We start from the raw sequence: 25133 nt of genomic DNA, 5'->3' as shown, positions 1-25133 counted from the left end.
ACTGAGATTTCCAAAGTTACAAAGGTTTACCAAACTAATATTATAAATTTTGTAAGTTTACCCGCAGAAAACCTCAAGAAAATCCCATTGAAAAAGAAAGCCCTATTTAATTGGAGCAGCGGAAAAGATTCTGCCCTTGCCCTATACAAAACATTACAAAATCCCGAATTTGAAATAAGCTGTTTGCTTACGAGTGTAAATCAACAATTTCAACGCATTTCCATGCACGGCGTTCGGGTAGAATTATTGCAACAACAATCCCAAAGTATTGGGTTACCACTTGAAATTATGCAAATTCCCGAAATGCCTACAATGGAAGTCTATGAAAAAGTCATGCAGGAAACATTGGCAAAACTAAAAGACCAAGGTGTAACGCATTCTATTTTTGGAGATATATTTCTGGAAGATTTGCGAAAATACAGACAAGACAAACTAGCCGAAATAGGTTTTGAAGGTGTTTTTCCGCTTTGGAAAATTCCAACTCAAGATTTGATTCAAGAATTTATTAGTTTAGGATTTAAAACTATTGTCGTTTGCGTCAACGAACGCTTTTTAGATAAAAGCTTTGTGGGTCGCGTTATAGACCAGGATTTTATCAACGATTTACCTGAAAACGTAGATGTTTGTGGCGAAAACGGTGAGTTTCACACCTTCACTTTCGATGGCCCCATTTTTTCTAAACCCATAGATTTTGAAATTGGTGAAATCGTATACCGAAAATACGAAAAACCAAAAGAACAAGATTCATCGAATACCGCTTGTGATACGAGTGCTTCCGATGCGTATGATTTTGGATTTTGGTATTGTGATTTAATAGCTAAATAATTTTCAATAAAAAACTCCGATGTCCTGAGACAACGGAGTTTTTATTTTTTATGGATAATCCTAAAGAAGGTTCTAATCTAGTTTTGGTAAATTTAAACCATCAAAAACACTTTTTTCTTTCATAAGAGCTTCAATTTCGTTTGATTTTCTTGGTGCTTCTCCAGATAAATTCATTGGCCCGTTTGCCGTTACCAAAATATCATCTTCAATTCGTACTGCGATTCCCCACCATTTTTTATCACAATCACTTCCGGTAGGAATATAGATTCCAGGTTCTACTGTGAGCACCATATTTTCCTCAAAATTATTGTATAAACCCGGATCATGAACATCTAAACCAATATGATGTGAAGTACCATGTGGGAAATACTTTCGTGAATCATCCGCCGTTTTAATAATTCCTAATTTCATTAAACCATCAGTGATTACTTTTCGCGCAGCAACATCAGGTGCACTAAAGTCATTTCCTATTTTGACAGTGGCAATCCCTGCTTCTTGCGCATCATAAACTAAATCATAAATCAGTTTTTGCTCGGTAGAGAATTTCCCATTAGCAGGAATAGTTCGGGTTACATCGGCGCTATAACCGTGATATTCCGCGCCAAGATCCATTAGTACCAAATCATTTTCCACTTTCATTTTACTATTTTCGATATAATGTAAAACACATCCATTATTTCCGGCTCCCACGATGGACGGATAGCCTTCAAACTCACTTCCATATTTTCTATATACAAATTCATGCACGCCTTGTATTTCACTTTCAGACATTCCTGGATGCATTGCTTTCATAATTTCACGTTGCCCCATTGCCGAAATCCGAACTGCTTTGGTTAGCAAAACCATTTCCTCCTTGGATTTTTTCTCGCGCAAACTCGCCATGTAAGTTGTTATCGATTTCGTATCGGTAGTTGCCTTTTTTACAGCGATGCTTTTTTTCGGACTAATTTCATTTTGCACGTTAGAATCAGCCTGTTTTTCAGTTTTCACATCGAAACCAATTTGAGTTTTAAAAGCTTCAGTCAATTTATATAAATCCGCTTTTTCTCGTTTGGAATTTCTGCTGTCATTTTCAAATTCTTTAAACAAAACAGTATTAAAACTCTTATAATCAATACCCGAATTCAGAAAATCTTTTCCATTCAAAGCGACTTCAAAACCTAAGTCTTTCTTTGCGCCTTCGGTTCCTAAGCGTACTCCGGTCCATTGTTCTGCTTTTGGATTTTTTTCCTGAACATAAAGCATTTCATTATAGCTTTTTCCGTCTTTATTCGTTTGATTATTCGAAAAAACAACCAATACACAATTCGGTTCTTTGTATCCTGTTAAGTAATAAAAATCAGGATCTTGATGGTATACATAATCCACATCATTCGCTCGATTGCGAACAGGATTTCCAAAAAATACTGCCACACTGTTCTGAGGCATTTTTTTACGTAAAGCTTCTCTTCGGTCTTTATGAAATTGTGCGGATAAATAATCCGTTGGAGTTCCGTTTTGAGCAATCGAAGAACAAACAAAAAGAACGGTGAGGAGGAAAGAAAGTCTAAAAGTCATCTATTTACAGTTTAGGATTAAAATACTAAGCATAATACTGCTAGTTAATTATCAATAGTAAATATAATTAATTTTGTATCTACCATCCAACATTTTCGTCGGACGATTGTTTTTGGTTTTAGATCCCGTCTGATTATGTGACCAATATTTTATTTTTTATATTCCAGTCCGGGACCATCGCAATTTTTCCAAGTACTTGACAAAGTATTATTTCCTATTAAAAAAAGTTCCTCTTTTAAATTTCCATAACAACTTCCTATAAGTTCGCTGTCATTGGGATACACTAATTCAAAATAAATTCCATCTAAATGATTTGCAGTGGTGTAGGTTCCGGAAATAGTTGTTTTAATCCCATTTCGATCTCTACTTTTGGTAAATGTTCCGTTCCTGTTAAACAAATAAAATTCTTGCCATTCCATTGCTGCACCAGTCGTTTCCGAATTAGCCATAGAACCTGACATTTTTACCAAAGTCCATTTTCCATAATAACCAGTACTATCGATAGCTCCAGTATCCTTTGAACAGGAACTAAAAATAGTTAGGAAAGCAATAAGAATAATAAGATGTTTCATGGAGGCATTTTTTGCAAAACTGAATTAGAAATATTTAAGGATAGTACATTTATAATTCTCTATCTCTCTGCATACATTTTCAACAACTGCGTTACTGTATTCCAGTTTCGGATAGTTGCGGTAACATTCAGTTTTTTCTCGATGTATTTTTGATCAAATCTGGTTTTTCCGGCTCCAACTGCGTATTTAATAAAAATTCTACTGCCATCAATACTGGCTTCATCGGGTTTGAACTGACTAATTCTCAAATCATTCATACTGGTACTTTGCAGCGTAGTCGAAATAAACGCAACATATAACTTCTTCGTATCGATATCCTTTTCCTTTAAGAAAGGATTATTCTTGAAACACGCTTCTAAATCCGTGGAACTAATAACCACAACCGGCACTTCATGACCAAAAGCCTTGAAAATTTCCTGCTTGATTTTGAAACCAACAGCCGCAGCATTTTCTTCTTCGGTATCCACAAAAACATTTCCTGATTGAATATACGTTTGCACATTTTGAAAACCAATGGCTTCCAAAGTTGTTTTTAGCGCCTCCATTTTTATCATACTGTGACCGGAAACATTGATACCACGAAGCAATGCGAGATGAGTTGTCATTTTTAAGCTATTTTATTTTTGCGAAGATATTGTGTTTGAAGGGATTTTTTATTATTTTTTTCGAAGTGCTTATAAATAAACATCGTGAATATATGGTTTTGGAGAGTCGCAATCTGAATTCATTTTTGTATTTATCTAAAGTTCGAATTTTACAGATAGCGGTGCGTGATCACTATGTTCAATCCAATTTTCATAAGTCCCAATTTCTATATTTTTAAATTTTTCTATTAGACTTTCTGATGCGAAACAATAATCTATATGATATGGTTTATTTTTATTTCGTTGTAAGTAAAATGTTGGTTTTGTTTCTTTTCCTTGTTCTTCATTATAATGATTATGATAAATACTAAAGATATTTTTCTTCGCTAATTTCTCAACAACTTCTGAATGATTCCCAATTCGATGTTTTCTATCCCAAATTTTATTACTATTAAAATCTCCTGTTAATATAGTCATCTCATTATTTAGAATTTCATCGTAATGATTTATTGCTTTCCAAACTTGTTCGATATATTGATTGTTTTTATCTTGTGTATTGTTTGCCCAAATTGCAAAAAGGACAAATGAATTATCTTTACTACTTACTTTAATTGGTGTCACAATTTTAAATGCAGGGTTGTACTGCTCTAGAAGTTCAAATTTAAAATTTCCAAATGAAAATATTCCAAGTCCTCTATTCTGGTTATCTCCAAACCATAAAAAATCATTTGTTTTTATTGTTGAATTTTGAAAAATTAATCTTTCTGGACTTTCGCATTCTTGAACAACCAGAATATCAGGATTGAGTGTTAAAATAAATTTTGCTTTTTTTCTAAATGCACCTTGGCAATTCCATGTTATTAATTTCATTTTTGTAATCATTTATTTTCTAAATTTTCATCCACAATGAAAGTCAGCTATCTAATACAATTTATTTATACCAAATATATCATTTTTCCTACTCCATTTCCAAGCGATCCCATTTCCAAATTTCCAAACAAAAAACTATCTTCGCTCCATCAAATTAAAAATCCGTTTTAATCTGCGTTTTTGCTTTTGCAAATCCGTTTTATCCGTGTCCAAAAAAATCTAAATGCAAAACCTCCTACTCACTCCCATAGAATACCTCAAAGGCGTTGGTCCCAATCGGGGCGAATTGCTGCGTAAGGAATTGGGGATTTATAAGTATCAGGATTTGGTTAATTTTTTCCCGAACAGATACATAGATCGAACGCGTTATTACAAGATAAACGAATTGCAGAACAACATTGCCGAAGTTCAAATCATTGGTAAAATCATCAACATCAAAACCGTTGAATTTGGTAGAAATCAAAAAAGACTGGTAGCTACTTTTGTGGATGATACGGGGCAAATGGAACTTGTTTGGTTTCAAGGTCATAAATGGATTCGGGAGAGTTTAAAGCTCAATGAAATGTGTGTGATTTTCGGTAAATGCACGTCTTTTGGGAATGCTTTCAACATGGCGCATCCGGAAATTGAGTTGATGAGCGAACACGAACAAAGTCTGCGTTCTGCCATGCAACCTGTTTATCCTTCGACAGAAACCTTGACCAATCGCGGGATTTCAAACCGGGTGATTAATAAATTGATGCAGCAATTGTTTCTAGAAACACAAGCGTTATTCACGGAAACTTTACCGGATTATTTAATCAACGACTTGAAGCTTATTCCTAAAAAAGCGGCTTTATTCAACATCCATTTTCCAAAAAGCGCAGAGGTTTTGGCGAAAGCCAAATTCCGCTTAATTTTTGAAGAATTGTTCTTTATTCAGTTGCAATTAATCACGAAAAATCTCATTAGGAAACATAAAATAAAAGGACATCCGTTTGATAAAGTAGGTGAACATTTCAATGATTTTTATCTGAATCATTTACCGTTTCAATTGACAAATGCCCAAAAAAGAGTCATCAAAGAAATACGAACTGACATGGGAAGCAACGCCCAAATGAATCGTTTGCTGCAAGGCGACGTAGGTTCCGGGAAAACAATTGTGGCTTTTATGAGCATGCTTTTGGCACTTGATAATGGCTTCCAAGCGTGCTTGATGGCGCCCACGGAAATCTTGGCAAACCAGCATTTTATTGGTTTATCCGAATTGGCCGAAACGTTAAATATCAACATCAGAATATTAACGGGTTCTACTAAAATAGCACAACGCAGAATTATCCATGAAGAACTAGAAAACGGTACGTTACACATTCTTATCGGAACGCATGCTTTATTGGAAGACAAAGTAAAATTTAAGAATCTAGGACTGGCAGTAATTGATGAGCAACACCGTTTTGGCGTAGAACAACGCTCTAAATTGTGGAAGAAAAATTTGATTCCGCCACACGTTTTGGTGATGACCGCCACGCCTATTCCACGAACTTTGGCGATGAGTTTGTATGGCGATTTAGACATTTCGGTGATTGATGAACTGCCTCCGGGACGAAAACCGATTCAAACTGTACACCGATTTGACAGCAACCGTTTGAAGGTCTGGAAATTCCTTCGGGACGAAATCGCTTTAGGCCGCCAAATCTATATTGTGTATCCGCTCATCCAAGAATCAGAAAAAATGGATTTCAAGGATTTAATGGACGGTTACGAAAGTATTTCCAGAGATTTTCCGTTGCCGCAATATTCCATTTCCATATTGCACGGAAAGATGAAACCAGCAGATAAAGATGCGGAAATGAAACGTTTTTCGGAAGGAAAAACCAATATTATGGTCGCCACAACCGTTATTGAAGTTGGCGTGAATGTTCCTAACGCCAGTGTGATGATTATCGAAAGTGCGGAACGTTTTGGATTATCGCAACTGCATCAACTTCGCGGTCGCGTTGGTCGTGGCGCCGAGCAAAGTTATTGCATCCTGATGACGAGCCACAAATTGAGTTCAGACAGTAAAACCCGAATGGAAACTATGGTGCAAACGAACGATGGTTTCGAAATTGCCGAAGTCGACTTAAAGCTTCGTGGTCCAGGAGATTTAATGGGAACCCAACAAAGCGGCGTACTTAATCTTCAAATAGCCGATTTGGTTCGAGACCGAGATACTTTGGGTTTAGCCAGAAATTATGCTTTAAAACTTCTGAAAGAAGATGCGGGGATGCAAAAACCGGAACACGCAGCTTTGAGAGCTGTTTTTGTCGAAATGACCAAGAAGAAGAATATCTGGAACTATATTAGTTAAGCGACTTTTCATATATTCTTTAAATCATTTAAAAAATATAAGTTCATCGTTTTCATTAATAAAATATACTTTTTATTTTCAAACATAGGTTAAACCATTTGTCTTTTTATCAGTCCTACTTTAATAGTATTTTGGATATTTGCTACGATTTACGATTGTATATTTTGTTAATATTAATATTTGTATGTACAAACGTTAAATAAAAATTAACAAATCCACTAATTCCGATTCTATACCCTAAATTTGTTTTTTAACTAAAATTACTGAAACTTAATCCTACTTTATATCCTATAATATGAAAATAAAATACCTAGTTTATACCTTATTATTAGCCGGAATAATTGGCTTTATTGCTTATCGAATTTCAGCAAACGCTTCCAAAAATGGAGATTCTAAAGAAAAAGATGGTAAAAGTAAGCCAATGAGTGTAAATGGAATTATTGTACAGCCTCAAACTTTTGATAATAATCTATCACTTTCCGGTTCAATCGAAGCCAATGAACAAGTAGAAATCAGAAGTGAAGTTTCTGGCATTGTTGAAGGCATTTATTTTCAGGAAGGAAGTAATGTGAGTAAAGGTCAAGTGCTTTTTAAAGTAAATGATTTAGAGTTAAGAGCGCAATTGAGACAAACTGCCACAAAAGAAGGATTAGCTTCAGAAAATGAAAGAAGAGCTAAACTTTTACTCCAAAAAGAAGCTATCAGCCGCGAGGAATATGATATAGCAAGAGCAGATTTGAAATCGGCTCAAGCACAAAGCCAGGTGATTAAAGCACAAATTGCAAAAACATCCGTAAGAGCACCTTTTTCAGGAAAAATAGGATTACGTTCTATTTCACCTGGAACTTATATTACTCCAGCGATTTTGGTTGCAAAATTGGTTAATATTGGTAGACTAAAAATCACTTTTTCAATTCCTGAAAAATATGCCAATCAAGTAAAAACCAACACTATGTTAACTTTTACAGTTGCAGGATCTACTGAAAAATATACGGCTAAAGTATATGCAATTGAGCCTGGAGTTGAAGTAGCGACCAGAACCTTACAAGTTCGCGCAATCGCGGAAAACAGAGATGGGAAGTTATTACCGGGCACATTTGCTAATGTTGAATTGCCTTTAGATATTATTAGGGATGCAATTGTAGTGCCAACTGAAGCAATTATTCCAGTACAAGACGGGAAAAAAGTTTTTATTTCTTCCAACGGCCAAGCCAAAGAAGTAATGGTAGAAACTGCCACCAGAACAGATGCCTCAATTTTAATTCTTTCTGGTTTAAAAGCCGGTGACACCGTTTTAACTAGCGGAGTTATGACTTTAAAAGACGAAACACCTGTCAAAGTGAAAGTAAAATAGATTTCAGATATTAGATTTACAATAGTAATCTCAATTCTTAAATCGGCAATCAAAAATCTAAAATCTACATGAGTTTATCTACTTTAAGCATAAAAAGACCCGTATTTACTATTGTTATTAATTTAGCAATCGTGTTATTCGGAATTATTGGCTATACGTATCTTGGCGTAAGAGAATTTCCTTCGATAGATCCAGCACAAATCTCGATTCGTACCAATTATACCGGCGCAAATGCCGATATTATCGAATCGCAAATCACGGAACCTCTTGAAAAAGCAATCAATTCCATTGACGGAATCCGAAATGTAACTTCATCCAGCGCACAAGGAAGCAGTAATATTACAATCGAATTTAATCTGGATAAAAATCTGGAAGAAGCCGCAAACGATGTGCGTGATAAAGTTTCACAAGCCGTTCGTAGTTTACCACAAGATATTGATGCACCGCCAGTAGTTTCTAAGGCTGATGCCAATGGTGAAGCGATTATTTCGATGACAGTGCAAAGTGATTCCAGAGATGCATTAGCACTAAGTGACTATGCCGAGAACGTAATTGCACAACGATTAGAAACGATTCCTGGCGTAAGTGGAGTCCAAATTTGGGGACAAAAAAGATATGCCATGCGTTTGTGGATTGATCCTGTAAAATTAGCGTCTTATGGATGCACGGTTTCAGAAGTTCGTGAAGCACTCGTCAAACAAAATGTGGAATTGCCTTCCGGTAAATTGACAGGAGCTAATACGGAACTGACAGTGAAAACAGTTGGAAATCTTTCTACTGCCGAAGAATTTAACAATATCATTATCCGTTCCGAAGGAGAAAAAATAGTACGTTTAAGCGATATTGGAACGGCAAGTATTGGTCCTGAAAATCCCGAAACAAAAATGACCCAATCCGGAACACCGTTAGTTGGTGTGGCCATTGTTCCTCTTCCCGGTGCTAATTATTTGGATATTTCAAAGGCATTTTATAAAGAATTTGAAAAATTAAAAAAAGACTTACCTAAAGATATCAAGTTAAACATTGCAATTGACAATACTATTTTTGTCAAAAAATCAGTAATTGAAGTAGCCGAAACATTGGGGATTTCAATCATTCTGGTTATTTTAATTATCTATTTATTCTTTAGAGATTGGGCTATAGCTTTTAGACCTTTAATCGATATTCCGGTTTCCTTAATTGCTACTTTCTTTATCATGTGGCTTTTTGGATTTTCGATAAATGTATTGACTTTACTAGCCATTGTTCTTGCCACAGGACTTGTAGTCGATGACGGAATTGTAGTTACCGAGAATATTTTCAAAAAAGTAGAAGAAGGAATGTCACCAATCGAAGCCGCAATTAAGGGTTCGAATGAAATATTTTTTGCTGTAATTTCGATTTCGATAACCTTGGCCGCAGTATTTTTACCGGTAATTTTTCTCGAAGGATTTGTCGGTCGACTGTTTAGGGAATTTGGCGTCGTCATTGGTGCGGCTGTATTAATATCCGCTTTTGTTTCCCTGACTTTAACGCCTATGCTAAACGCCTACTTGATGAAAGGCGGAGAACAAAAAAAATCGAAGTTTTACATTAAAACCGAACCTTATTTTCAAAAACTAAACAGTGGTTATGCAGAGGCTTTGGGACGTTTCATGAAGAAAAAATGGTTGAGTTTCCCAATTTTGATTGCTTGTTTTGGATTGATTTATTTATTTTTTAATTTAATTCAAAAGGAAACGGCGCCATACGATGACCGAAGCGGTTTTGTAATGCGCATGACAACTCCAGAAGGTTCTTCTTATGAATATACCGATCGTTTCATGCAAGAAATGTCTAAATTGGTAGATGATTCCATTCCAGGAAAAAAAGTCAGTTTGGTAATCACATCTCCCGGTTTTGGGTCTTCCTCTGTAAATAGCGGTTTTATTCGAGTATCATTGGTGGAACCAAATGAAAGAAAAGATTCGCAAAAAGAAATTGCTGATAAACTAACCAAGTGGACCAAGAAATATCCAGATGCAAAAACATCAGTAATCGAACAGCCAACAATCGCAGTAAACAGACGTGGTGGTTTGCCTATCCAATACATTATTCAAGCTCCTAACTTTGAGAAATTGCGTGAAAAAATTCCTGTCTTTATGGATGAAGTGGGGAAAAACGAAACTTTTGCAGTTAGTGATGTCAATTTAAAATTCAACAAACCGGAAATTAATGTAACTATTGATCGTGAAAAAGCGGAAAGTTTAGGAATATCTGTAATTGATATTGCCCAAACTTTGCAGCTATCATTGAGCGGACAACGATTTGGTTATTTTATGAGAAATGGAAAACAATACCAGGTTATTGGACAATTTGATCAAAAAGACCGTTCTAAACCGTTGGATTTGACCTCGATGTTTGTCAAAAATAATAAAGGTGAATTAATCCAAATGGATAATGTTGTTACAATTGAAGAGAAAAGTAATCCTCCACAATTGTATCATAATAATAGATATATGTCGGCAACGGTTTCTGCAGGTCTTGCTCCAGGCAAAAGTATCAGCGATGGAATTGATGCGATGAATGAAATTAAAGCTAAGGTGCTTGATGATACTTTTACCACCGATTTAGGTGGTGAATCCAGAGATTTTGTCGAAAGTAGTTCTAATACTTCATTTGCTTTTGGATTGGCTTTACTGCTTATATTTTTGATACTGTCAGCACAATTTGAAAGTTTCATCGATCCGTTTATTATTATTTTAACGGTGCCAATGGCAGTTGCAGGAGCATTATTCTCGTTATGGTTATTTGACCAGACTTGGAATATTTTTAGCCAAATTGGAACGGTAATGCTCATTGGTTTGGTAACGAAAAATGGAATTTTGATCGTCGAATTTGCCAATCAGCTCCGCGAACAAGGAAAATCTAAAATGGATGCAATACTCGAAGCTTCAGAAGCTCGATTGAGACCAATTTTAATGACCAGTTTAGCTATTTCATTAGGAGCTTTACCAATTGCAATGTCGCTTGGTGCTGCTTCAACGAGTAGAATTGGAATGGGAGTTGTCATTGTAGGAGGAACAATTTTCTCCTTGGTTTTAACTTTATTTGTAATTCCTGCTATGTATTTAATGTGGTCTAAAGCAAGAAAGCATTATCCTGAATTTGATCATATTGAAGAATACGAAAAGGAAAGTAAGTAACCTATTTCAGCTAAGAATTGAATGGAACACGGATGAAATGGATTAAACAGATTTTTTATCTAAAATTTGTCAATCCATGGAAAAAATATATAATTATGATAAATACTAAAATACTGATTCGAAGTTTGATTTTGCTACTCTTTTTTGTTGCAAAAACAAATGCCCAAGAGATATTAACCATTGAAGATGCGGTAAAAATTGCTTTGGAAAATAATTATGAAATCAAAATTGCATCGAATAATCTATTGATAGACAAAACCAACGTAAGTTCTGGAAATGCGGGAATGCTGCCAAAAGCTACAGCTACAATTACAGATAATAATGCTATTCAAAACATTTCGCAAACGCGATCCGACGGAACGGTAACTACACTTGACAATGCTAAAAACAATAGTCTTAATTACGGAGTTGGTTTAGATTGGACGATTTTTGATGGTTTCAAAATGTTTGCAAAACTAGACCAATTAAAAGAATTGCAAAAATTAGGTGAAGCCCAATTGAAACTGACCATAATCACAAAAATAAGTGATGTGAATGCTACCTATTTTGATTTGGTACAACAGCAACAGCAATTATCCGCTTTAGATTCTACAATAGTAATTTCAAATCAACGATTGAATTTGGCACAAAACCGATTTACGATTGGAAAAGCCTCAAAACTGGAAGTTTTAAACGCGCAAGTAGATTTAAATACGGACAAAGTTACGCTGTTGAGACAAAAAGAATTGTATGTCAATACTAAAATTCTATTGAATCAAATACTTGCAAGAGATGCAAAAACTAATTTCAGTGTTGTTGATGCAATTACCGTAGACAATACATTATTGCTTCCGGAATTGAATGCATTGGCAGAAAAACAAAATCCACAACTGGAAGCTCAAATTATTAATAAAAGAGTCTCAGAATTGCAGTTGAAACAAATAAAAGCAACCCGATATCCAACGGTTAAAGTTAATAGCGGATATAATTTTGCTGAAAGCCAATCCAGTCTAGGTTTCACCACCCAATCATCTGCCAGGGGGCTGAATTATGGTTTTAGTGCTTCGTTAAATTTATTTGACGGATTTGCCCAAAACCGAAATGAAAAAATTGCTAAAATTCAAATCGAGAATTCTAAGATGGTAATTGATCAGCAAAGTTTGGCTCTAAATTCGGAATTAGCGACTTCCTATCAAACCTATTTAACGAATCTGGAATTGATTGCTTTAGAAGAAAAAAATGAGGCTATAGCCAAACAAAATCTAACTATTACTTTAGACAAATTTAGAATTGGAACCATAACTACGTTAGAATTCAGAACGGCACAATTGAATTATGTCAATGCGAAAGTGCGTTATAGCAATGCCCAATTCCAAGCTAAATTATCTGAAATTGCACTGAAAGAATTAGCCGGAAGTCTTAGTTTTTAATTTAAATTTGTATAAAATTTTAGCCTAAAATGATTTCATACAATACTAAGGACTGGTTTACTTTTATATTTCGTTTTCACAAAGCAGATACTTTTCGAACTTTGTTTCCAATTATGCTTGCCATTGGTGCTTATGCTGGAATTATCGGTTATTTAGAAGTTGAATATTGGCAACTTGCTGATGACAGTTATGTAAAAAACATTACCATTATGCATGGAATGTTGGGGTTTGTGATTTCATTATTACTCGTTTTCAGAACTAACACTGCCTATGATCGTTGGTGGGAAGGCCGAAAAATGTGGGGAAGTTTAGTCAATAATAGCCGTAATTTAGCCATCAAATTATCTGTAATTTTAACGGATGAGAAAGACAGAACTTATTTTAGAAAAATTATTCCAAGCTATGCATCCATTTTAAACAAACATTTAAAAGATGAGGAAACAGGCAAACAATTATTTGATGATGTAGATTTAGAAATTGATCATCACAAACACAGACCCAATCAAGTTGCAAAAATAATATTTCAAAAAATAAATGATTTATATGTTTCCAAAAAAATTACGGGTGATCAATTAATAATTTTAAATGCCGAAGTCCTATCTTTCACGGAAATTTGTGGCGCTTGCGAAAGGATTAAAAATACTCCTATTCCCTACTCTTACAGCGCTTTTCTTAAAAAATTCATCTTCTTTTATGTCATGACTTTGCCATTTGGCTATTCTTTTAGTTTAGGTTATTATGTGGCTCCTGTTGTAGTCTTTATTTTTTATGTCTTGGCTAGTTTAGAATTAATTGCAGAGGAGATTGAAGATCCTTTTGGGAATGATGAAAATGATTTACCTACCAAAAAGATTGCTGCAAATATAAAAAAACACGTAGAAGAGTTAATTTAATATTTGTTAAAGAATGTCCTAATTCTAATTATTTTTATTAGATTTAAACTTTACTTTTTTTAAGTTTGAAACTATGAATAATAATCGCGCTTTTATAAATCCACCGCATTTATCGAATGAGAAATCGTTGAAAACATTAGTTGAAAATAGAACTGTTTACTCTCTAAATCATTGTGAACTGAATCTTTTCGAAACCTATGAATCTTCTGCTTTAGTTCCATTAAAGTTTAATGATTTGGTAGTGACGAGCATGTTAAGAGGTAAAAAAGTAATGCATCTTTTTGACGATCCTTCATTTGAATACTTACCAGGTGAAACCGTTGTTATTCCATCTAATGTTGAAATGAAAATCGATTTTCCTGAGGCTACAAAAACCAATCCTACACAGTGCTTGGCCTTGGCGATAGACCAAACTAAAATTACCGATACTTTACAGTTTTTAAACGAACGCTATCCAAAAGAAGGAAATTCACAATTTTGGCAATTGAATTACCAAAACTATTTTTTTTACAACAATGTAGAACTGGCTACAACCATAAACAAATTGATAAAAGAATGTATGAGTACTTCTATTACCAAAGATGCTTTGGCCGATTTGACTTTGCAGGAATTATTGATTCGGATTATTCAGACGCAAACTGCTAAAGCAATTGATGACGGTTTATTTACGGATCCAAAAAATCCTATCACGCAAGTGGTCGAATTCATCCGATTGAATTTAAAAGAAAATATCAGTATGAAAAATTTGAGTGAAAAAGCATGTATGAGTACTGCTTCTTTCTACCGACTTTTCAAAAGAGAATTAGGCATGAGCCCGATAGAATTTGTAATAAGCGAAAAGATAAGATGCGCTAAACAATTATTGAAAAACCCAACCATACAAATCAATGAAGTTTGCTATTTATCTGGATTTGAAGACAGTAATTACTTTATTCGTTTGTTTAAAAAATACGAAGGGATTACTCCAAAACAATATCAGTTACTCTATGTAAATTAGATTATTCAATATATTTTAAAGGTTCGAGTGATTGCTCTTCTTCTGGAGTAAAAATTCGGTATTCAATTCGGAATGTTTTTTTCAATGGTGTTTCCAATGAAAAACCTCCAACGCCAAAGGCATCAATTACATCCAAAGTAAAATGAGCATGTTTCCAATATTCGAACAAATCTTTGTCAACCCAAAATTCTGTGTTTTCTATAGAACCAATACAAACATCACCCAATCTTTGGTAGAACCCACCTTTCTCAAAACATTGTGGCTGTGTTCCTTCACAACATCCTCCGGCTTGGTAAAACATTAAATCTCCATGTTTTTCTTGTAAAATTTTGATTAATTCTACTGCTTTTTCTGTGGCATCGACTCTTTTTGTCATTTTTTTAAATTTAAAATAAAACCTGACAAATTATACAATCTGTCAGGTTTAAGATTAACCAATAATCTGTAACTACTAAAAGAAACCTAATTTCTTTTTATCATAAGAAATCAACATATTTTTTGTTTGACGGTAATGTCCAAGCATCATTTTGTGATTTTCACGACCAATTCCTGATTGTTTGTATCCTCCAAAAGGAGCACCTGCAGGATAAGAATGGTATTGATTAATCCAAACACGGCCCGATTGAATGGCTCTTGGAACCTGATAAATTTCATGCGCATCGCGTGTCCATACTCCAGCGCCTAAACCGTACATCGAATCATTTGCAATTGCAATTGCTTCTTCCGTTGTTTTAAAAGTGGTAACCGCTAAAACCGGCCCGAAGATTTCTTCTTGAAAAATACGCATTTTATTATTTCCTTTGAAAAGCGTTGGTTTAATATAGTAACCACCCGCAAGATCACCTTCCATATGGTTTTCTTCACCACCAATTAATACTTCGGCATTTTCTTCTTTTCCTAATTTAATATAACTAAGGATTTTTTCTTTTTGAACTAATGAAGTCTGCGCTCCCATCATAGTTGTTCTGTCCAATGGATTTCCCATTTTGATTGCCGCTGTTCTTTCGATTACTCTGGCAATGAATTTTTCGTAGATGTCTTCATGAACCAATAATCTAGACGGACAGGTACAAATTTCACCTTGATTTAAGGCAAACATTACTGCTCCTTCAATAGCTTTGTCAAAGAAATCGTCATCAGCATCTCCTACGGATTTCATAAAGATATTTGGTGATTTCCCTCCCAATTCCAGTGTTACGGGGATGATATTTTCAGTAGCATATTGCATTACTAAACGACCTGTAGGTGTAGATCCTGTAAATGCTGCTTTCGACACTTTTTTGTTAGTAACCAAAGCTCTTCCAAGTTCAGCGCCAAAACCATTAACTATATTTATAACTCCGGGAGGAAGAATGTCACCTATTAATTCCATTAAAACTAGAATAGAAATGGGCGTACTTTCTGCAGGTTTCAAAACGACTGTATTTCCTGCAGCCAAGGCCGGAGCTAATTTCCAAACGGCCATTAAAATTGGGAAATTCCAAGGAATAATTTGGGCAATTACCCCCAAAGGTTCGCTTAAAGCAATAGAAACGGTTTGAGAATCAAGTTCAGCAATCGAACTTTCCTCGGCTCGAATTACACCAGCAAAATATCTAAAATGATCAATTGCTAATGGCATATCGGCAGCTAAAGTTTCCCGAATCGCTTTTCCGTTATCGATAGTTTCAACGGTCGCTAGATATTCTAGGTTATCTTCCATAACCTGTGCAATTTTATTCAATAAATTACTGCGTTCCGTAACGGATGTTTTTCCCCATGTTTGAAAAGCTTCATGCGCTTTGTCAACCGCCAGATCTATATCTACTTTAGTTGAATGTGCAGCTCTTGTAAATACTTTTCCATCAATTGGAGAAACCACATCAAAATACTGTCCGCCGATTGGTGCAACGAAATTTCCTCCTATATAATTATCATATGTTGCCTTAAATTCAGGTCTTTTTACTACGTTATCCATATTGTTATCGATTTATATTTTATCAAATATACCTTCCTCTTTAGCATTAGAATAGCACAATTCGTTCAACTAGTAGCATTTAATTTTCATATGTGTTTTTTTAACGTTATTTTATTATTTTATTCGTATCTATTTATGTTTAATAGTGTTAAATCGCTATTTTTAATACTACCAAAATGTGACAAATCAGTTATAAAAAACCAAAAAAATTGTTTCTTTCTCCAACCTGCAATCCTTATATTTGCAACCTTATTAAAATTGACAGATGAAAATATCTTACAACTGGTTAAAACAATTCATTAAAATAGACTGGAAATCCGAAGAAACAGCAGCATTGCTAACAGATTTAGGTCTGGAAGTAGAAATTGTTGATAAATACCAATCGGTGAAAGGCGGATTAGAAGGTATTGTTGTAGGACATGTACTTACCTGCCTACAGCATCCAGACGCTGATAGACTAAAAATAACAACGGTTGATTTAGGCGATGGAGTCCCTGTTCAAATTGTATGTGGTGCCAGTAATGTTGCTGCGGGACAAAAAGTACCAGTTGCTACTATCGGGACAACATTATATGATAAAGAAGGTGTTGCTTTTTCGATTAAAAAAGGAAAAATTCGCGGACAGGAAAGTCACGGTATGATTTGCGCTGAAGATGAATTAGGACTTGGCGAAAGCCATGATGGAATCATGATATTAGATGACGCTTTAGTGGCTGGAACTCCAGCTGCAACAGTTTTCAAAATTGAAAATGACGAAGTATTCGAAATTGGATTAACGCCTAATCGTGCTGATGCCATGAGCCATCTTGGAACAGCCAGAGATTTAAGAGCCGGAATGTTACAAAGTGGCGTGAATGTAGAATTGATTACACCATCAGTAAGTAATTTTAGAGTTGACAAAAGAACTTTAAAAATCGATGTTGATGTAAAAGAATCTAAACTAGCACCGAGATATTGTGGTGTGACTATTTCAGGAATAACTGTAAAACCTTCACCAGAATGGTTACAAAACCGTTTAAAAGCGATTGGATTAAATCCAAAAAATAATATTATTGATGTAACTAATTATGTTTTACATGAATTAGGTCAGCCTTTACACGCTTTTGACGCTTCAAAAATTAACGGAAAAATAATCGTTCAAACTCTTCCTGCAGGAACAAAATTTGTTACACTTGATGACGTCGAAAGAACCCTTCACGAGGAAGATTTAATGATTTGTGATGAGAAAGGACCTTTATGTATTGCAGGCGTTTTTGGAGGAAAAAAATCAGGAGTTTCTGAAAACACAAATTCTGTTTTCTTAGAAAGTGCTTACTTCAATCCTGTAAGTATCCGTAAAACTGCAAAAAGACATCAGTTAAACACCGATGCTTCTTTTAGATTTGAAAGAGGTATTGACCCAACTATTACTGAATATGCGTTAAAACGTGCGGCGTTATTAATACAAGAAGTAGCTGGTGGCGAAATAACATCCGATGTAGTTAATTTCTATCCAAAGAAAATTGAAGACTCCTCTGTATTTTTAAATTTTAGCAAAGTGGCTAAAATTATAGGTCAGGAATTGCCTAAAGATAACATTAAGAAAATATTGGTTTCATTAGATATAAAAGTAAACAGCGTTTCGGATGCCGGATTAGGATTAACAATTCCTGCTTACCGTGTTGATGTACAAAGAGAAATTGATGTTATTGAAGAAATCCTTAGAGTATATGGGTATAACAATATTAATTTTTCTAAAAAACTAAATGCTACGGTTTCTAATTCTCCAAGAAACGAAGATTATAAAATACAAAATACGATTGCCACTCAATTAAATTCGCAAGGATTCAATGAAATGATGGCTAATTCATTGACGACAGCATCTTATGTTGAACTTTCTGAAGTATTGAATGCAGCGCATAATGTAACAATGCTTAATCCTTTGAGCAATGATTTAGCAACAATGCGTCAATCTTTATTATTCTCAGGATTAGAAGCAATCTCTTATAATATCAATCGTAAAAATGCCGATTTAAAATTATTTGAATTTGGAAAAACGTACCATAATCTTCCATCAGGTTATGAAGAACGTAAACATCTGACTTTATTCCTTTCTGGAAACAGAAATCAGGAAAGCTGGACCAACGCTCAAAAACCTTCTGATTTCTTTTTGTTTAAAGGTTATGCAAATGCGATACTTTCAAGATTAGGTATTCAAAAAACACAAAATCTACCGGTAACTTCGGATGTGTTTTCTGAAGGAATTGCTATTGGCTTTGGCCAAGAAATAATAGTGGAATTGGGTGTTGTGAAAAAATCAATTTTGAAAAATTTTGGAATAAAACAAGAAGTATTTTTTGCCGATTTTAACTGGGCTTTGATTTTAAAATTAATTTCTACTAAAATAAAATATACTGAGATTCCTAAATATCCTGAAGTTCGCAGAGATTTAGCTTTATTGATTGATCAAAACGTAACGTATGACAGTATTTATTCCGTTGCAAGACAAACGGAGAAAACACTATTAAAAGATATTAATTTGTTTGATGTATATGAAGGACAAAATCTTCCTGAAGGGAAAAAATCATATGCTTTGAGCTTTACCATTCAAGATCATTCAAAAACATTGACCGATGCTCAAATTGATAAAATCATGAGCAAATTGCAAAATAATTTTGAAACCGAGCTTGGAGCAAGCCTCAGATAAAAAAGTTTTTATAAAATGTAAAACGCCCAATTCTAATTCAGAATTGGGCGTTTTTATTTGCAATAACGATGACAAACAAAATTTGGATTTTAGCATTTATCCGAACTATAAATTTTTAATTACAAATTCACTTCGTCTGTTCAATTCATGTTGTTCTTCGGTACAAGATTGACTTGGCTCACATTTTATGATTTGGACAGTTTCTCCATATCCTTTTGCAATGATTCTTTTTTCAACTATTCCCTGATTTATGAAATACGCTCTTGTTGATTCAGCCCTATGTGTGGAAAGATTCCTATTGTAATTATCATTTCCCCTATTATCAGTATGAGAGCCAATTTCGACAACCATAAATGGATATTTTTTCATTATTTCAATAACTCGATTTAGAATTGGTTTTGATTCTTTACGAATATACCATAAATCATAATCGAAATATATAGGATCAGTTTTGATAATTAAACGGTCTTTATCTTTTATCACATCTTTTTCCGCAGCGATAATATTATCTATTTTTTCTTTTTTCTTAATTTGGGCAATTTCAATTTCTTTTTGAGCAGCAGTTTGCTTGTCTGTTTTACCTTTTTCAATTAAGGCAATTTCCTCATTTTTCTTTTTCTGAATTGCTATTTCCTCTTCTTTTTTAATCATCAAAGCAGACTTTAAAGACATGGAACCGTCACTGATTTTATTTCTTTCTTTGTTGAGTTTGAATGATCTTGAATCTTTTGTGTAATCCTCTTTGGAGGCCAAAACTGAATAACCCGTTTCACAACCAACGGCAAAGCTGAATTTTCCGTCTTGAGCAGTTAAAACTTTTTGGATTTCAACTTTATCAAAATTCTGTAAACTTACCAAAGCGTTTTCTAATGGCACCTTTGTATCTACATCTGTAATTATTCCAGCGATTAATTGCGCACAATCCTCTATTACTAAAGGTTTCGTTTCTTTTAACTCATAAATATCATCATTCCCTTTTCCTCCTGGTCTGTTGGACGAGAAATACCCATCTCTTGATTCTGAATCAATAGTAAATGAAAAATCATCGAAACCTGAATTCACTGGAAGTCCAATATTTAATGGTTTTGAAAAGCTATTATTATCTATTTCAGATACGAAAACATCCAAAGAACCATATCCTGAATGCCCATTGGAAGAAAAGTACAACTTATTGTCTTTTGATACAAAAGGGAATTGTTCTTTTTTAGGCGTATTTATTTTATTACCTAAATTTTTTGGAGTTCCATAATCAACGCCATTTATTGAAACACTAAAAATATCAAATGAGCCTAAAGTACCAGGCATATCTGAAGCAAAATACAATGTTTTTTCGTCATTGCTCAAAGCAGGATGTTCTGTAGAATAATCATCGCTATTGAAAGGAAGCGACTCTACAGCGGACCATTTACCATTATTTAACTGCGCTTTAAAGATCTGTAAGTTGGAGATTTTATTGCTATTTTTTGCTCTTTTGCCCTTTTTATAATTATTTCTGGTAAAATAAACCGTTTTGCCATCTTTTGTAAAAACAGCATTCGCCTCGTGCATCGATGTATTTAATTCATCCGAGAAATAATTCACCATTGAATCTTTTGAATTACTTTTTTCTAAACTTACTGTCAGTAAATCCAGATAAAGTTCATTATTCCATTTGTATGTCTTATCAAATAAACCTTCTTTCTTTTTAATGCCTGAAAAAATTAGATTCTGCCCTTGTTTCACAGCTCCAAATTCGGAATTTACCGTATTTAAAGCTAAATTTTTAATTTCAAATCTATTTCCTATAGCGGTTATATTTTCTAGATCCTTGTTCTCTTTTTCAAAATTGTTTAAGGATTCTTTGTTATTTGTGTTAATCAGATATTCACGGATAATTGCCTTAGATCCTTCATAATCTCCTGTCGCTTTCAGTGTTTGAGAATACCTGAAATAATATTCTTCCTCAAGCCCTGTTTTGAATCTGGACATTAGAAAGCGGTATTGTCTTTGGGCATTTTCATAATCATCTGTATAGTAATAGCAATCTGCTAAATTTTTTACGACATCAATAGAACGATTTGTTTTAATACTACTTTCATACAAAGGGATGGCTTCGCTATAAAAAGTTCTTTCAAAAAAGCGATTCGCTCTTTGCAAATCCTGTGTTTGTGCATTTATTAGTTGTACTGAAAATACAATTATAATTAGAAATATTCTTTTCATATTTATTTTTTTAGAAGAATCTTGGTGATTTATCATAGCCTTTGCCTAACAAATCTAAATTAAATAGAACAAAAATTTCATGCGTTCCAGAATTGAACTGCCCCAAATTTGAAATGGTATAATCATAAGCATATCCTACTCTGACACTTGGAGTTACTTTTACATTCATCAAAGCGCTAATTGCATCTCCCACTCTATAAGCCGCGCCAAGTTCAAATTTGTCGTTATACAAAACATTAGCAGAAACATCTACAGCTATCGGTGCTCCTTGTACAAATTTTGACATGAAAGCTGGTTTCAATTTGAATGAATCAGACAAGGTAAATACGTATCCCCCTGTAAAAAAAACATGGACATTTTCTGAACCATAATTGCTAATTCCAGAACGTTCTTCAATATGTTTTGAATTGAGAAGATTGGGCGCAGATAATCCAACGTAATAAACATCATTAAAATAATAGGCACCAATTCCAATATTAGGTTTTAAAATATTTACATTTTCAAAGGCAAAATCCGGGGATGAACTTTCAAACTTAAAACCATTAAAATTAGTTTGTATCGATGTTGCACCAGCTTTCAATCCCAAAGAAAGCCGTTGCGAATCGTTCAGTTGAAGTACATAAGCAAAATCAACGTAGAAGTTATTTTCTTTTTTTGCCCCATCTCCAATATCATCAGAAATCAAAGAAAAACCAATTTCTATTTTTTTGTTTACGGGCATGTGAGCAAAAACGGATAATGTCTTTGGCGCGCCAACCGCGCCAACCCATTGTGTTCTGTATACTGTACCTATATCCAGCATCGATTGCATCCCCGTTGCATAAGCTGGGTTCAACACATTCATATTATACATGTATTGTGTATATTCTGCATCTTGCTGAGCAGAGACCCTTATTATAAAAAATAAAAAAATTATAATTAGTATTCTTTTTTTCATTTGAGATTTAGTTTAATATAAAGAGGAACACTTATCTATTCAAATAAAGTCGTCCTTGTTTGGGAGATTTGTTCCCTTTATTAAAATTGATGATATAAAAATAGATACCATTAGGAGCAATCCCATCTAAATTCATATTTGAATCTGAATTTTTCCCATCCCATTCGGCTTTATTTTTATTAGCCGTAAACATTAAACTACCATATCTATTGTAGATTTCCAGAGAATAATCTGGATAAATAAACTCAATATTAGGAATTCTGAAAGTATCATTTACCGCATCTCCATTTGGCGAAAACCCGTCCGGAATAAAAAAATCTGGAGTCACATTACAATTTGCAAGTGATACAGTTACTGCTAATGGGTCAGAATAACAATTTGTACTATTTGAAAATTCAAAACCATAATAGGTAGTACCATCAACAAGTAATTGCGTCGAATTTAATTCTTTCCCATTTATCGCTGCATCAAACCATAATAAATCCCCGTTTGTAACAGTATTATTTGTCAAACTTTGTAAAGTAGGATTATCTAAACCACAAAATTTATCTCCCTCATGGTTTAATGCAGGAGCTGTAACCTCGTTAACCAAAACCACTGCTGACACTCTGCCAGATTCACAGCCAGTGGCTGAATTGACCTCCTTAACGTAATAATTTCCCGAAACTAAAAGAGTACCAATATTCAAAGTAGTTGTACTTGTTGCTGAATTGAACCATTGGTACTGTGTTCCGCTAGGAGTCAAATTTGCAATTGTTTTTTTATCATTTTTACAAAATATCTCGTCCTTAGTTAGAGGAGTATTAGGAACGGAATTAATTATAAAACTCTTTGTTCCATTCATTATTTTTGATCCGCATCCACCTACATTATCAATAATATCATTAATTATCAGAGAAGTATTCCCGGGATTTTTTAAAGAACCCGCAGGGATTATAAAACTTGCATTTCCGGCGCTTACTGGTACTATGACCGTTTGGTTTGTTGTAGTATTTACTCCAGTTAAATTATAATTTATGGTAATATTAGTTAAAATCCCTAATCCACTTAACGAAACAACAACGGGCTGATTTTGACAAACATCTTTTATATCTAACTTAAGATTTGTAAAATCTGGCGAAGGTTTAACACCAAACTCTTTAGTTATATTTACAACATTTGTACAGCCTGTAGAGAGATTCGTGATATTTGTAATTGAAATCGTGATGTTGCCAACAACAGGAATTAAACTTGAAGGAATAACAAAAGCTCCGGTTCCCGTTGCAACTTTAAAAAAAGCTTGCTGCGCAACGGCTATATTACTGTCTAATAGATTATAAACAATACTGTAATTCCCCTCGGTTAAATTTGTGTCCCCTGAGATTTTCACAGTAGCATCATTGCCTTTGCAAATTGGGTCAATCGTCAAGGTAGCATTATTGATTTTTGGTAATGGAAATACATTTAAAACATCAGAAATTGAACCTATTATACTTTTGCATGCTCCTAAACTGCCTACCCTGGCAAGATCCATTATACGAACTGTATAATTGCCAATTTGTGGAAAATAAAGTCGATTAATACCAAAGATCAAAGCTCCATTATTGAAATTCGCAATAATGGTAATTGGTTCTACAACTTCTGAAATAGTATAGGTTACAAAATAACTTCCATTTGGAATTTTTTGAATTCCTTGATTTAAAACCGCATTATAAGTTGCTGTAGCAACTTCGTTTTCACATATATCAGAATTTACTACTAATGTAGCCCCAGTTAAATCAAGCTGTTTTTCTATTATGATTGTTACGGCCGATGTTTTTATATCGCAAATGGGATTTGAAGGCATAACAGAATAAATGAAGTTATACGCTCCAGTACCTAAAGTAGTATAGATATGACGAACATCAATTGTAGAATCAAAAGAGCTTGACAATTCTGCTGTGCCAGAAACCTCAGTCCATTTACCATTTGCATCTTCTCCTGTTAATATCGAATTTAAGTTTAAATTAGTATTAAAAGACAAGTAATCAGAATCGCATAGTAATAAAACATCACCAATTCCTGGATTTGGTGCTCTAAAAACGGTTACATTGACAGTAGAAGATTGTTCTGGACAGGTTCCAATAGCGGGCATAGTATAAGTAAACGAATGTGTACCGAGCCCTGCCTTATTTGCATTAAGGAAATTATCCGTTAATGCCCCTGTTCCATCATTATCTGACCAAGTTCCATTAGACTGTGGGCTTAAAAAATTCCCATTAAACCCTTGAAATAAATTAAAATTTAAGTCATCACTACAAGCCGAAACATTAGGACTTGATATTCCGGAATAGCCACCAATAATAACGGTTATTGTGGCCGAATCTTTGCAACCCATGCCATTATCAACGGTATAAGTATATGTATAAGAACCACTATTATTAATTATTTGTGCATTTAAAATTCCCGTTGTAAGGTTTAATCCTCCTGAAAAAAAATTATCTTTCCAAACACCGCCAGACGTATAAGACCCTAAAAGACTAAAAAGATCAACAGATTTACTACTGGGATCCGTAATATTACAAATGGTTATGCTATTATTACTTCCTGCGCATTGCGCTGAAATATTTGTTACAGAAAAAAATAACAAAAGAATAATGATATAATTTGAAAAGGTAGCTTTTGAGGGGAAGAGTATTTTTAAAATCATAAAAATTTCTTAAATTTTAGTCAAATTTAAACTATTTACTCACTAAACGATGAAAATATACTAATAATTATATCCAAAAACAAATTAATAAATTCTCGCTATTTGGTAGTAAAATTGACAAAATAGAAC

Annotated in this window: 17 protein-coding genes; 8 read left to right on the top strand and 9 right to left on the bottom strand. The window is 34.1% G+C overall.

Annotated elements, in window-relative coordinates:
- Positions 1-87 precede the first annotated feature (87 nt).
- Positions 88-825, top strand: a complete 738-nt coding sequence (locus BUC23_RS08735; protein ID WP_073208561.1) for a Dph6-related ATP pyrophosphatase — start codon at positions 88-90, stop codon at positions 823-825.
- Positions 826-897: 72 nt separating this feature from the next.
- Here BUC23_RS08735 and BUC23_RS08730 read toward each other — a convergent pair whose 3' ends face one another.
- The 4 genes from BUC23_RS08730 to BUC23_RS08715 form a co-directional block, all read right to left on the bottom strand.
- Complete coding sequence (locus BUC23_RS08730; protein WP_073208559.1) at positions 898-2382, bottom strand: aminopeptidase P N-terminal domain-containing protein; 1485 nt, start codon at positions 2380-2382, stop codon at positions 898-900.
- Between the two features lie 149 nt (positions 2383-2531).
- Positions 2532-2954, bottom strand: a complete 423-nt coding sequence (locus tag BUC23_RS08725; RefSeq protein WP_073208557.1) for a hypothetical protein — start codon at positions 2952-2954, stop codon at positions 2532-2534.
- Between the two features lie 59 nt (positions 2955-3013).
- Positions 3014-3559 (bottom strand): DUF1697 domain-containing protein, encoded by a 546-nt coding sequence (locus BUC23_RS08720; RefSeq protein WP_073208555.1) that lies wholly within the window; start codon positions 3557-3559, stop codon positions 3014-3016.
- A gap of 135 nt (positions 3560-3694) precedes the next feature.
- The gene (locus BUC23_RS08715) at positions 3695-4408 is read right to left on the bottom strand and encodes an endonuclease/exonuclease/phosphatase family protein (RefSeq protein WP_073208887.1); all 714 of its coding nucleotides are present in this window, start codon (positions 4406-4408) and stop codon (positions 3695-3697) included.
- Positions 4409-4631: 223 nt separating this feature from the next.
- Here BUC23_RS08715 and recG point away from each other — a divergent pair, with 223 nt between their 5' ends.
- The 6 genes from recG (at position 4632) to BUC23_RS08685 (ending at position 14554) form a co-directional block, all read left to right on the top strand.
- Entirely contained in the window at positions 4632-6737 is a 2106-nt protein-coding gene (recG, locus tag BUC23_RS08710) for an ATP-dependent DNA helicase RecG (protein ID WP_073208553.1), read from the top strand.
- A 295-nt stretch (positions 6738-7032) separates the two neighbouring features.
- Entirely contained in the window at positions 7033-8091 is a 1059-nt protein-coding gene (locus BUC23_RS08705) for an efflux RND transporter periplasmic adaptor subunit (protein ID WP_073208550.1), read from the top strand.
- A gap of 68 nt (positions 8092-8159) precedes the next feature.
- Positions 8160-11255, top strand: coding sequence for an efflux RND transporter permease subunit (locus BUC23_RS08700; RefSeq protein ID WP_073208547.1), 3096 nt, complete (start codon positions 8160-8162; stop codon positions 11253-11255).
- A gap of 95 nt (positions 11256-11350) precedes the next feature.
- The gene (locus BUC23_RS08695) at positions 11351-12664 is read left to right on the top strand and encodes a TolC family protein (protein WP_407918678.1); all 1314 of its coding nucleotides are present in this window, start codon (positions 11351-11353) and stop codon (positions 12662-12664) included.
- 29 nt (positions 12665-12693) lie between these two features.
- A complete protein-coding gene (locus tag BUC23_RS08690) occupies positions 12694-13557 on the top strand; it encodes a bestrophin family protein (protein WP_073208544.1) in 864 nt (287 codons plus the stop codon).
- A gap of 73 nt (positions 13558-13630) precedes the next feature.
- Positions 13631-14554: an AraC family transcriptional regulator gene (locus BUC23_RS08685; protein ID WP_073208541.1), complete on the top strand. Its 924-nt coding sequence runs from the start codon at positions 13631-13633 to the stop codon at positions 14552-14554.
- Between the two features lies 1 nt (position 14555).
- On the opposite strand, the gene BUC23_RS08680 is transcribed toward BUC23_RS08685, so the two are convergent.
- Both BUC23_RS08680 and BUC23_RS08675 read right to left on the bottom strand, forming a co-directional pair.
- Entirely contained in the window at positions 14556-14930 is a 375-nt protein-coding gene (locus tag BUC23_RS08680) for a DUF779 domain-containing protein (protein ID WP_073208539.1), read from the bottom strand.
- Between the two features lie 75 nt (positions 14931-15005).
- A complete protein-coding gene (locus tag BUC23_RS08675) occupies positions 15006-16511 on the bottom strand; it encodes an aldehyde dehydrogenase family protein (protein WP_073208536.1) in 1506 nt (501 codons plus the stop codon).
- A 265-nt stretch (positions 16512-16776) separates the two neighbouring features.
- Between BUC23_RS08675 and pheT the strand changes: the two genes are divergently transcribed.
- Positions 16777-19197 (top strand): phenylalanine--tRNA ligase subunit beta, encoded by a 2421-nt coding sequence (pheT, locus tag BUC23_RS08670; RefSeq protein ID WP_073208533.1) that lies wholly within the window; start codon positions 16777-16779, stop codon positions 19195-19197.
- Between the two features lie 105 nt (positions 19198-19302).
- Here pheT and BUC23_RS08665 read toward each other — a convergent pair whose 3' ends face one another.
- Genes BUC23_RS08665 through BUC23_RS08655 form a run of 3 tightly spaced genes read right to left on the bottom strand, consistent with a single transcriptional unit; the run spans position 19303 to position 25004 of the window.
- Positions 19303-21399, bottom strand: coding sequence for an OmpA family protein (locus BUC23_RS08665; protein WP_073208883.1), 2097 nt, complete (start codon positions 21397-21399; stop codon positions 19303-19305).
- Positions 21400-21409: 10 nt separating this feature from the next.
- Positions 21410-22336 (bottom strand): PorP/SprF family type IX secretion system membrane protein, encoded by a 927-nt coding sequence (locus BUC23_RS08660; RefSeq protein ID WP_073208530.1) that lies wholly within the window; start codon positions 22334-22336, stop codon positions 21410-21412.
- A gap of 31 nt (positions 22337-22367) precedes the next feature.
- The gene (locus tag BUC23_RS08655) at positions 22368-25004 is read right to left on the bottom strand and encodes a T9SS type B sorting domain-containing protein (protein ID WP_073208527.1); all 2637 of its coding nucleotides are present in this window, start codon (positions 25002-25004) and stop codon (positions 22368-22370) included.
- Positions 25005-25133: the final 129 nt, after the last annotated feature.

Source organism: Flavobacterium xinjiangense, assembly GCF_900142885.1.
Lineage (GTDB): Bacteria > Bacteroidota > Bacteroidia > Flavobacteriales > Flavobacteriaceae > Flavobacterium > Flavobacterium xinjiangense.
Note: the sequence above shows the minus strand (reverse complement) of the source record. Positions and strands in the feature narration are given on the sequence as shown.

Excerpts from the sequence above, each read along its gene's own strand:
- BUC23_RS08730 (WP_073208559.1), bottom strand. The coding sequence starts at position 2,382 with ATGACTTTTAGACTTTCTTTCCTCCTCACCGTTCTTTTTGTTTGTTCT.
- BUC23_RS08725 (WP_073208557.1), bottom strand. The coding sequence starts at position 2,954 with ATGAAACATCTTATTATTCTTATTGCTTTCCTAACTATTTTTAGTTCC.
- BUC23_RS08720 (WP_073208555.1), bottom strand. The coding sequence starts at position 3,559 with ATGACAACTCATCTCGCATTGCTTCGTGGTATCAATGTTTCCGGTCAC.
- BUC23_RS08715 (WP_073208887.1), bottom strand. The coding sequence starts at position 4,408 with ATGAAATTAATAACATGGAATTGCCAAGGTGCATTTAGAAAAAAAGCA.
- recG (WP_073208553.1), top strand. The coding sequence starts at position 4,632 with ATGCAAAACCTCCTACTCACTCCCATAGAATACCTCAAAGGCGTTGGT.
- BUC23_RS08705 (WP_073208550.1), top strand. The coding sequence starts at position 7,033 with ATGAAAATAAAATACCTAGTTTATACCTTATTATTAGCCGGAATAATT.
- BUC23_RS08700 (WP_073208547.1), top strand. The coding sequence starts at position 8,160 with ATGAGTTTATCTACTTTAAGCATAAAAAGACCCGTATTTACTATTGTT.
- BUC23_RS08695 (WP_407918678.1), top strand. The coding sequence starts at position 11,351 with ATGATAAATACTAAAATACTGATTCGAAGTTTGATTTTGCTACTCTTT.
- BUC23_RS08690 (WP_073208544.1), top strand. The coding sequence starts at position 12,694 with ATGATTTCATACAATACTAAGGACTGGTTTACTTTTATATTTCGTTTT.
- BUC23_RS08685 (WP_073208541.1), top strand. The coding sequence starts at position 13,631 with ATGAATAATAATCGCGCTTTTATAAATCCACCGCATTTATCGAATGAG.
- BUC23_RS08680 (WP_073208539.1), bottom strand. The coding sequence starts at position 14,930 with ATGACAAAAAGAGTCGATGCCACAGAAAAAGCAGTAGAATTAATCAAA.
- BUC23_RS08675 (WP_073208536.1), bottom strand. The coding sequence starts at position 16,511 with ATGGATAACGTAGTAAAAAGACCTGAATTTAAGGCAACATATGATAAT.
- pheT (WP_073208533.1), top strand. The coding sequence starts at position 16,777 with ATGAAAATATCTTACAACTGGTTAAAACAATTCATTAAAATAGACTGG.
- BUC23_RS08665 (WP_073208883.1), bottom strand. The coding sequence starts at position 21,399 with ATGAAAAGAATATTTCTAATTATAATTGTATTTTCAGTACAACTAATA.
- BUC23_RS08660 (WP_073208530.1), bottom strand. The coding sequence starts at position 22,336 with ATGAAAAAAAGAATACTAATTATAATTTTTTTATTTTTTATAATAAGG.
- BUC23_RS08655 (WP_073208527.1), bottom strand. The coding sequence starts at position 25,004 with ATGATTTTAAAAATACTCTTCCCCTCAAAAGCTACCTTTTCAAATTAT.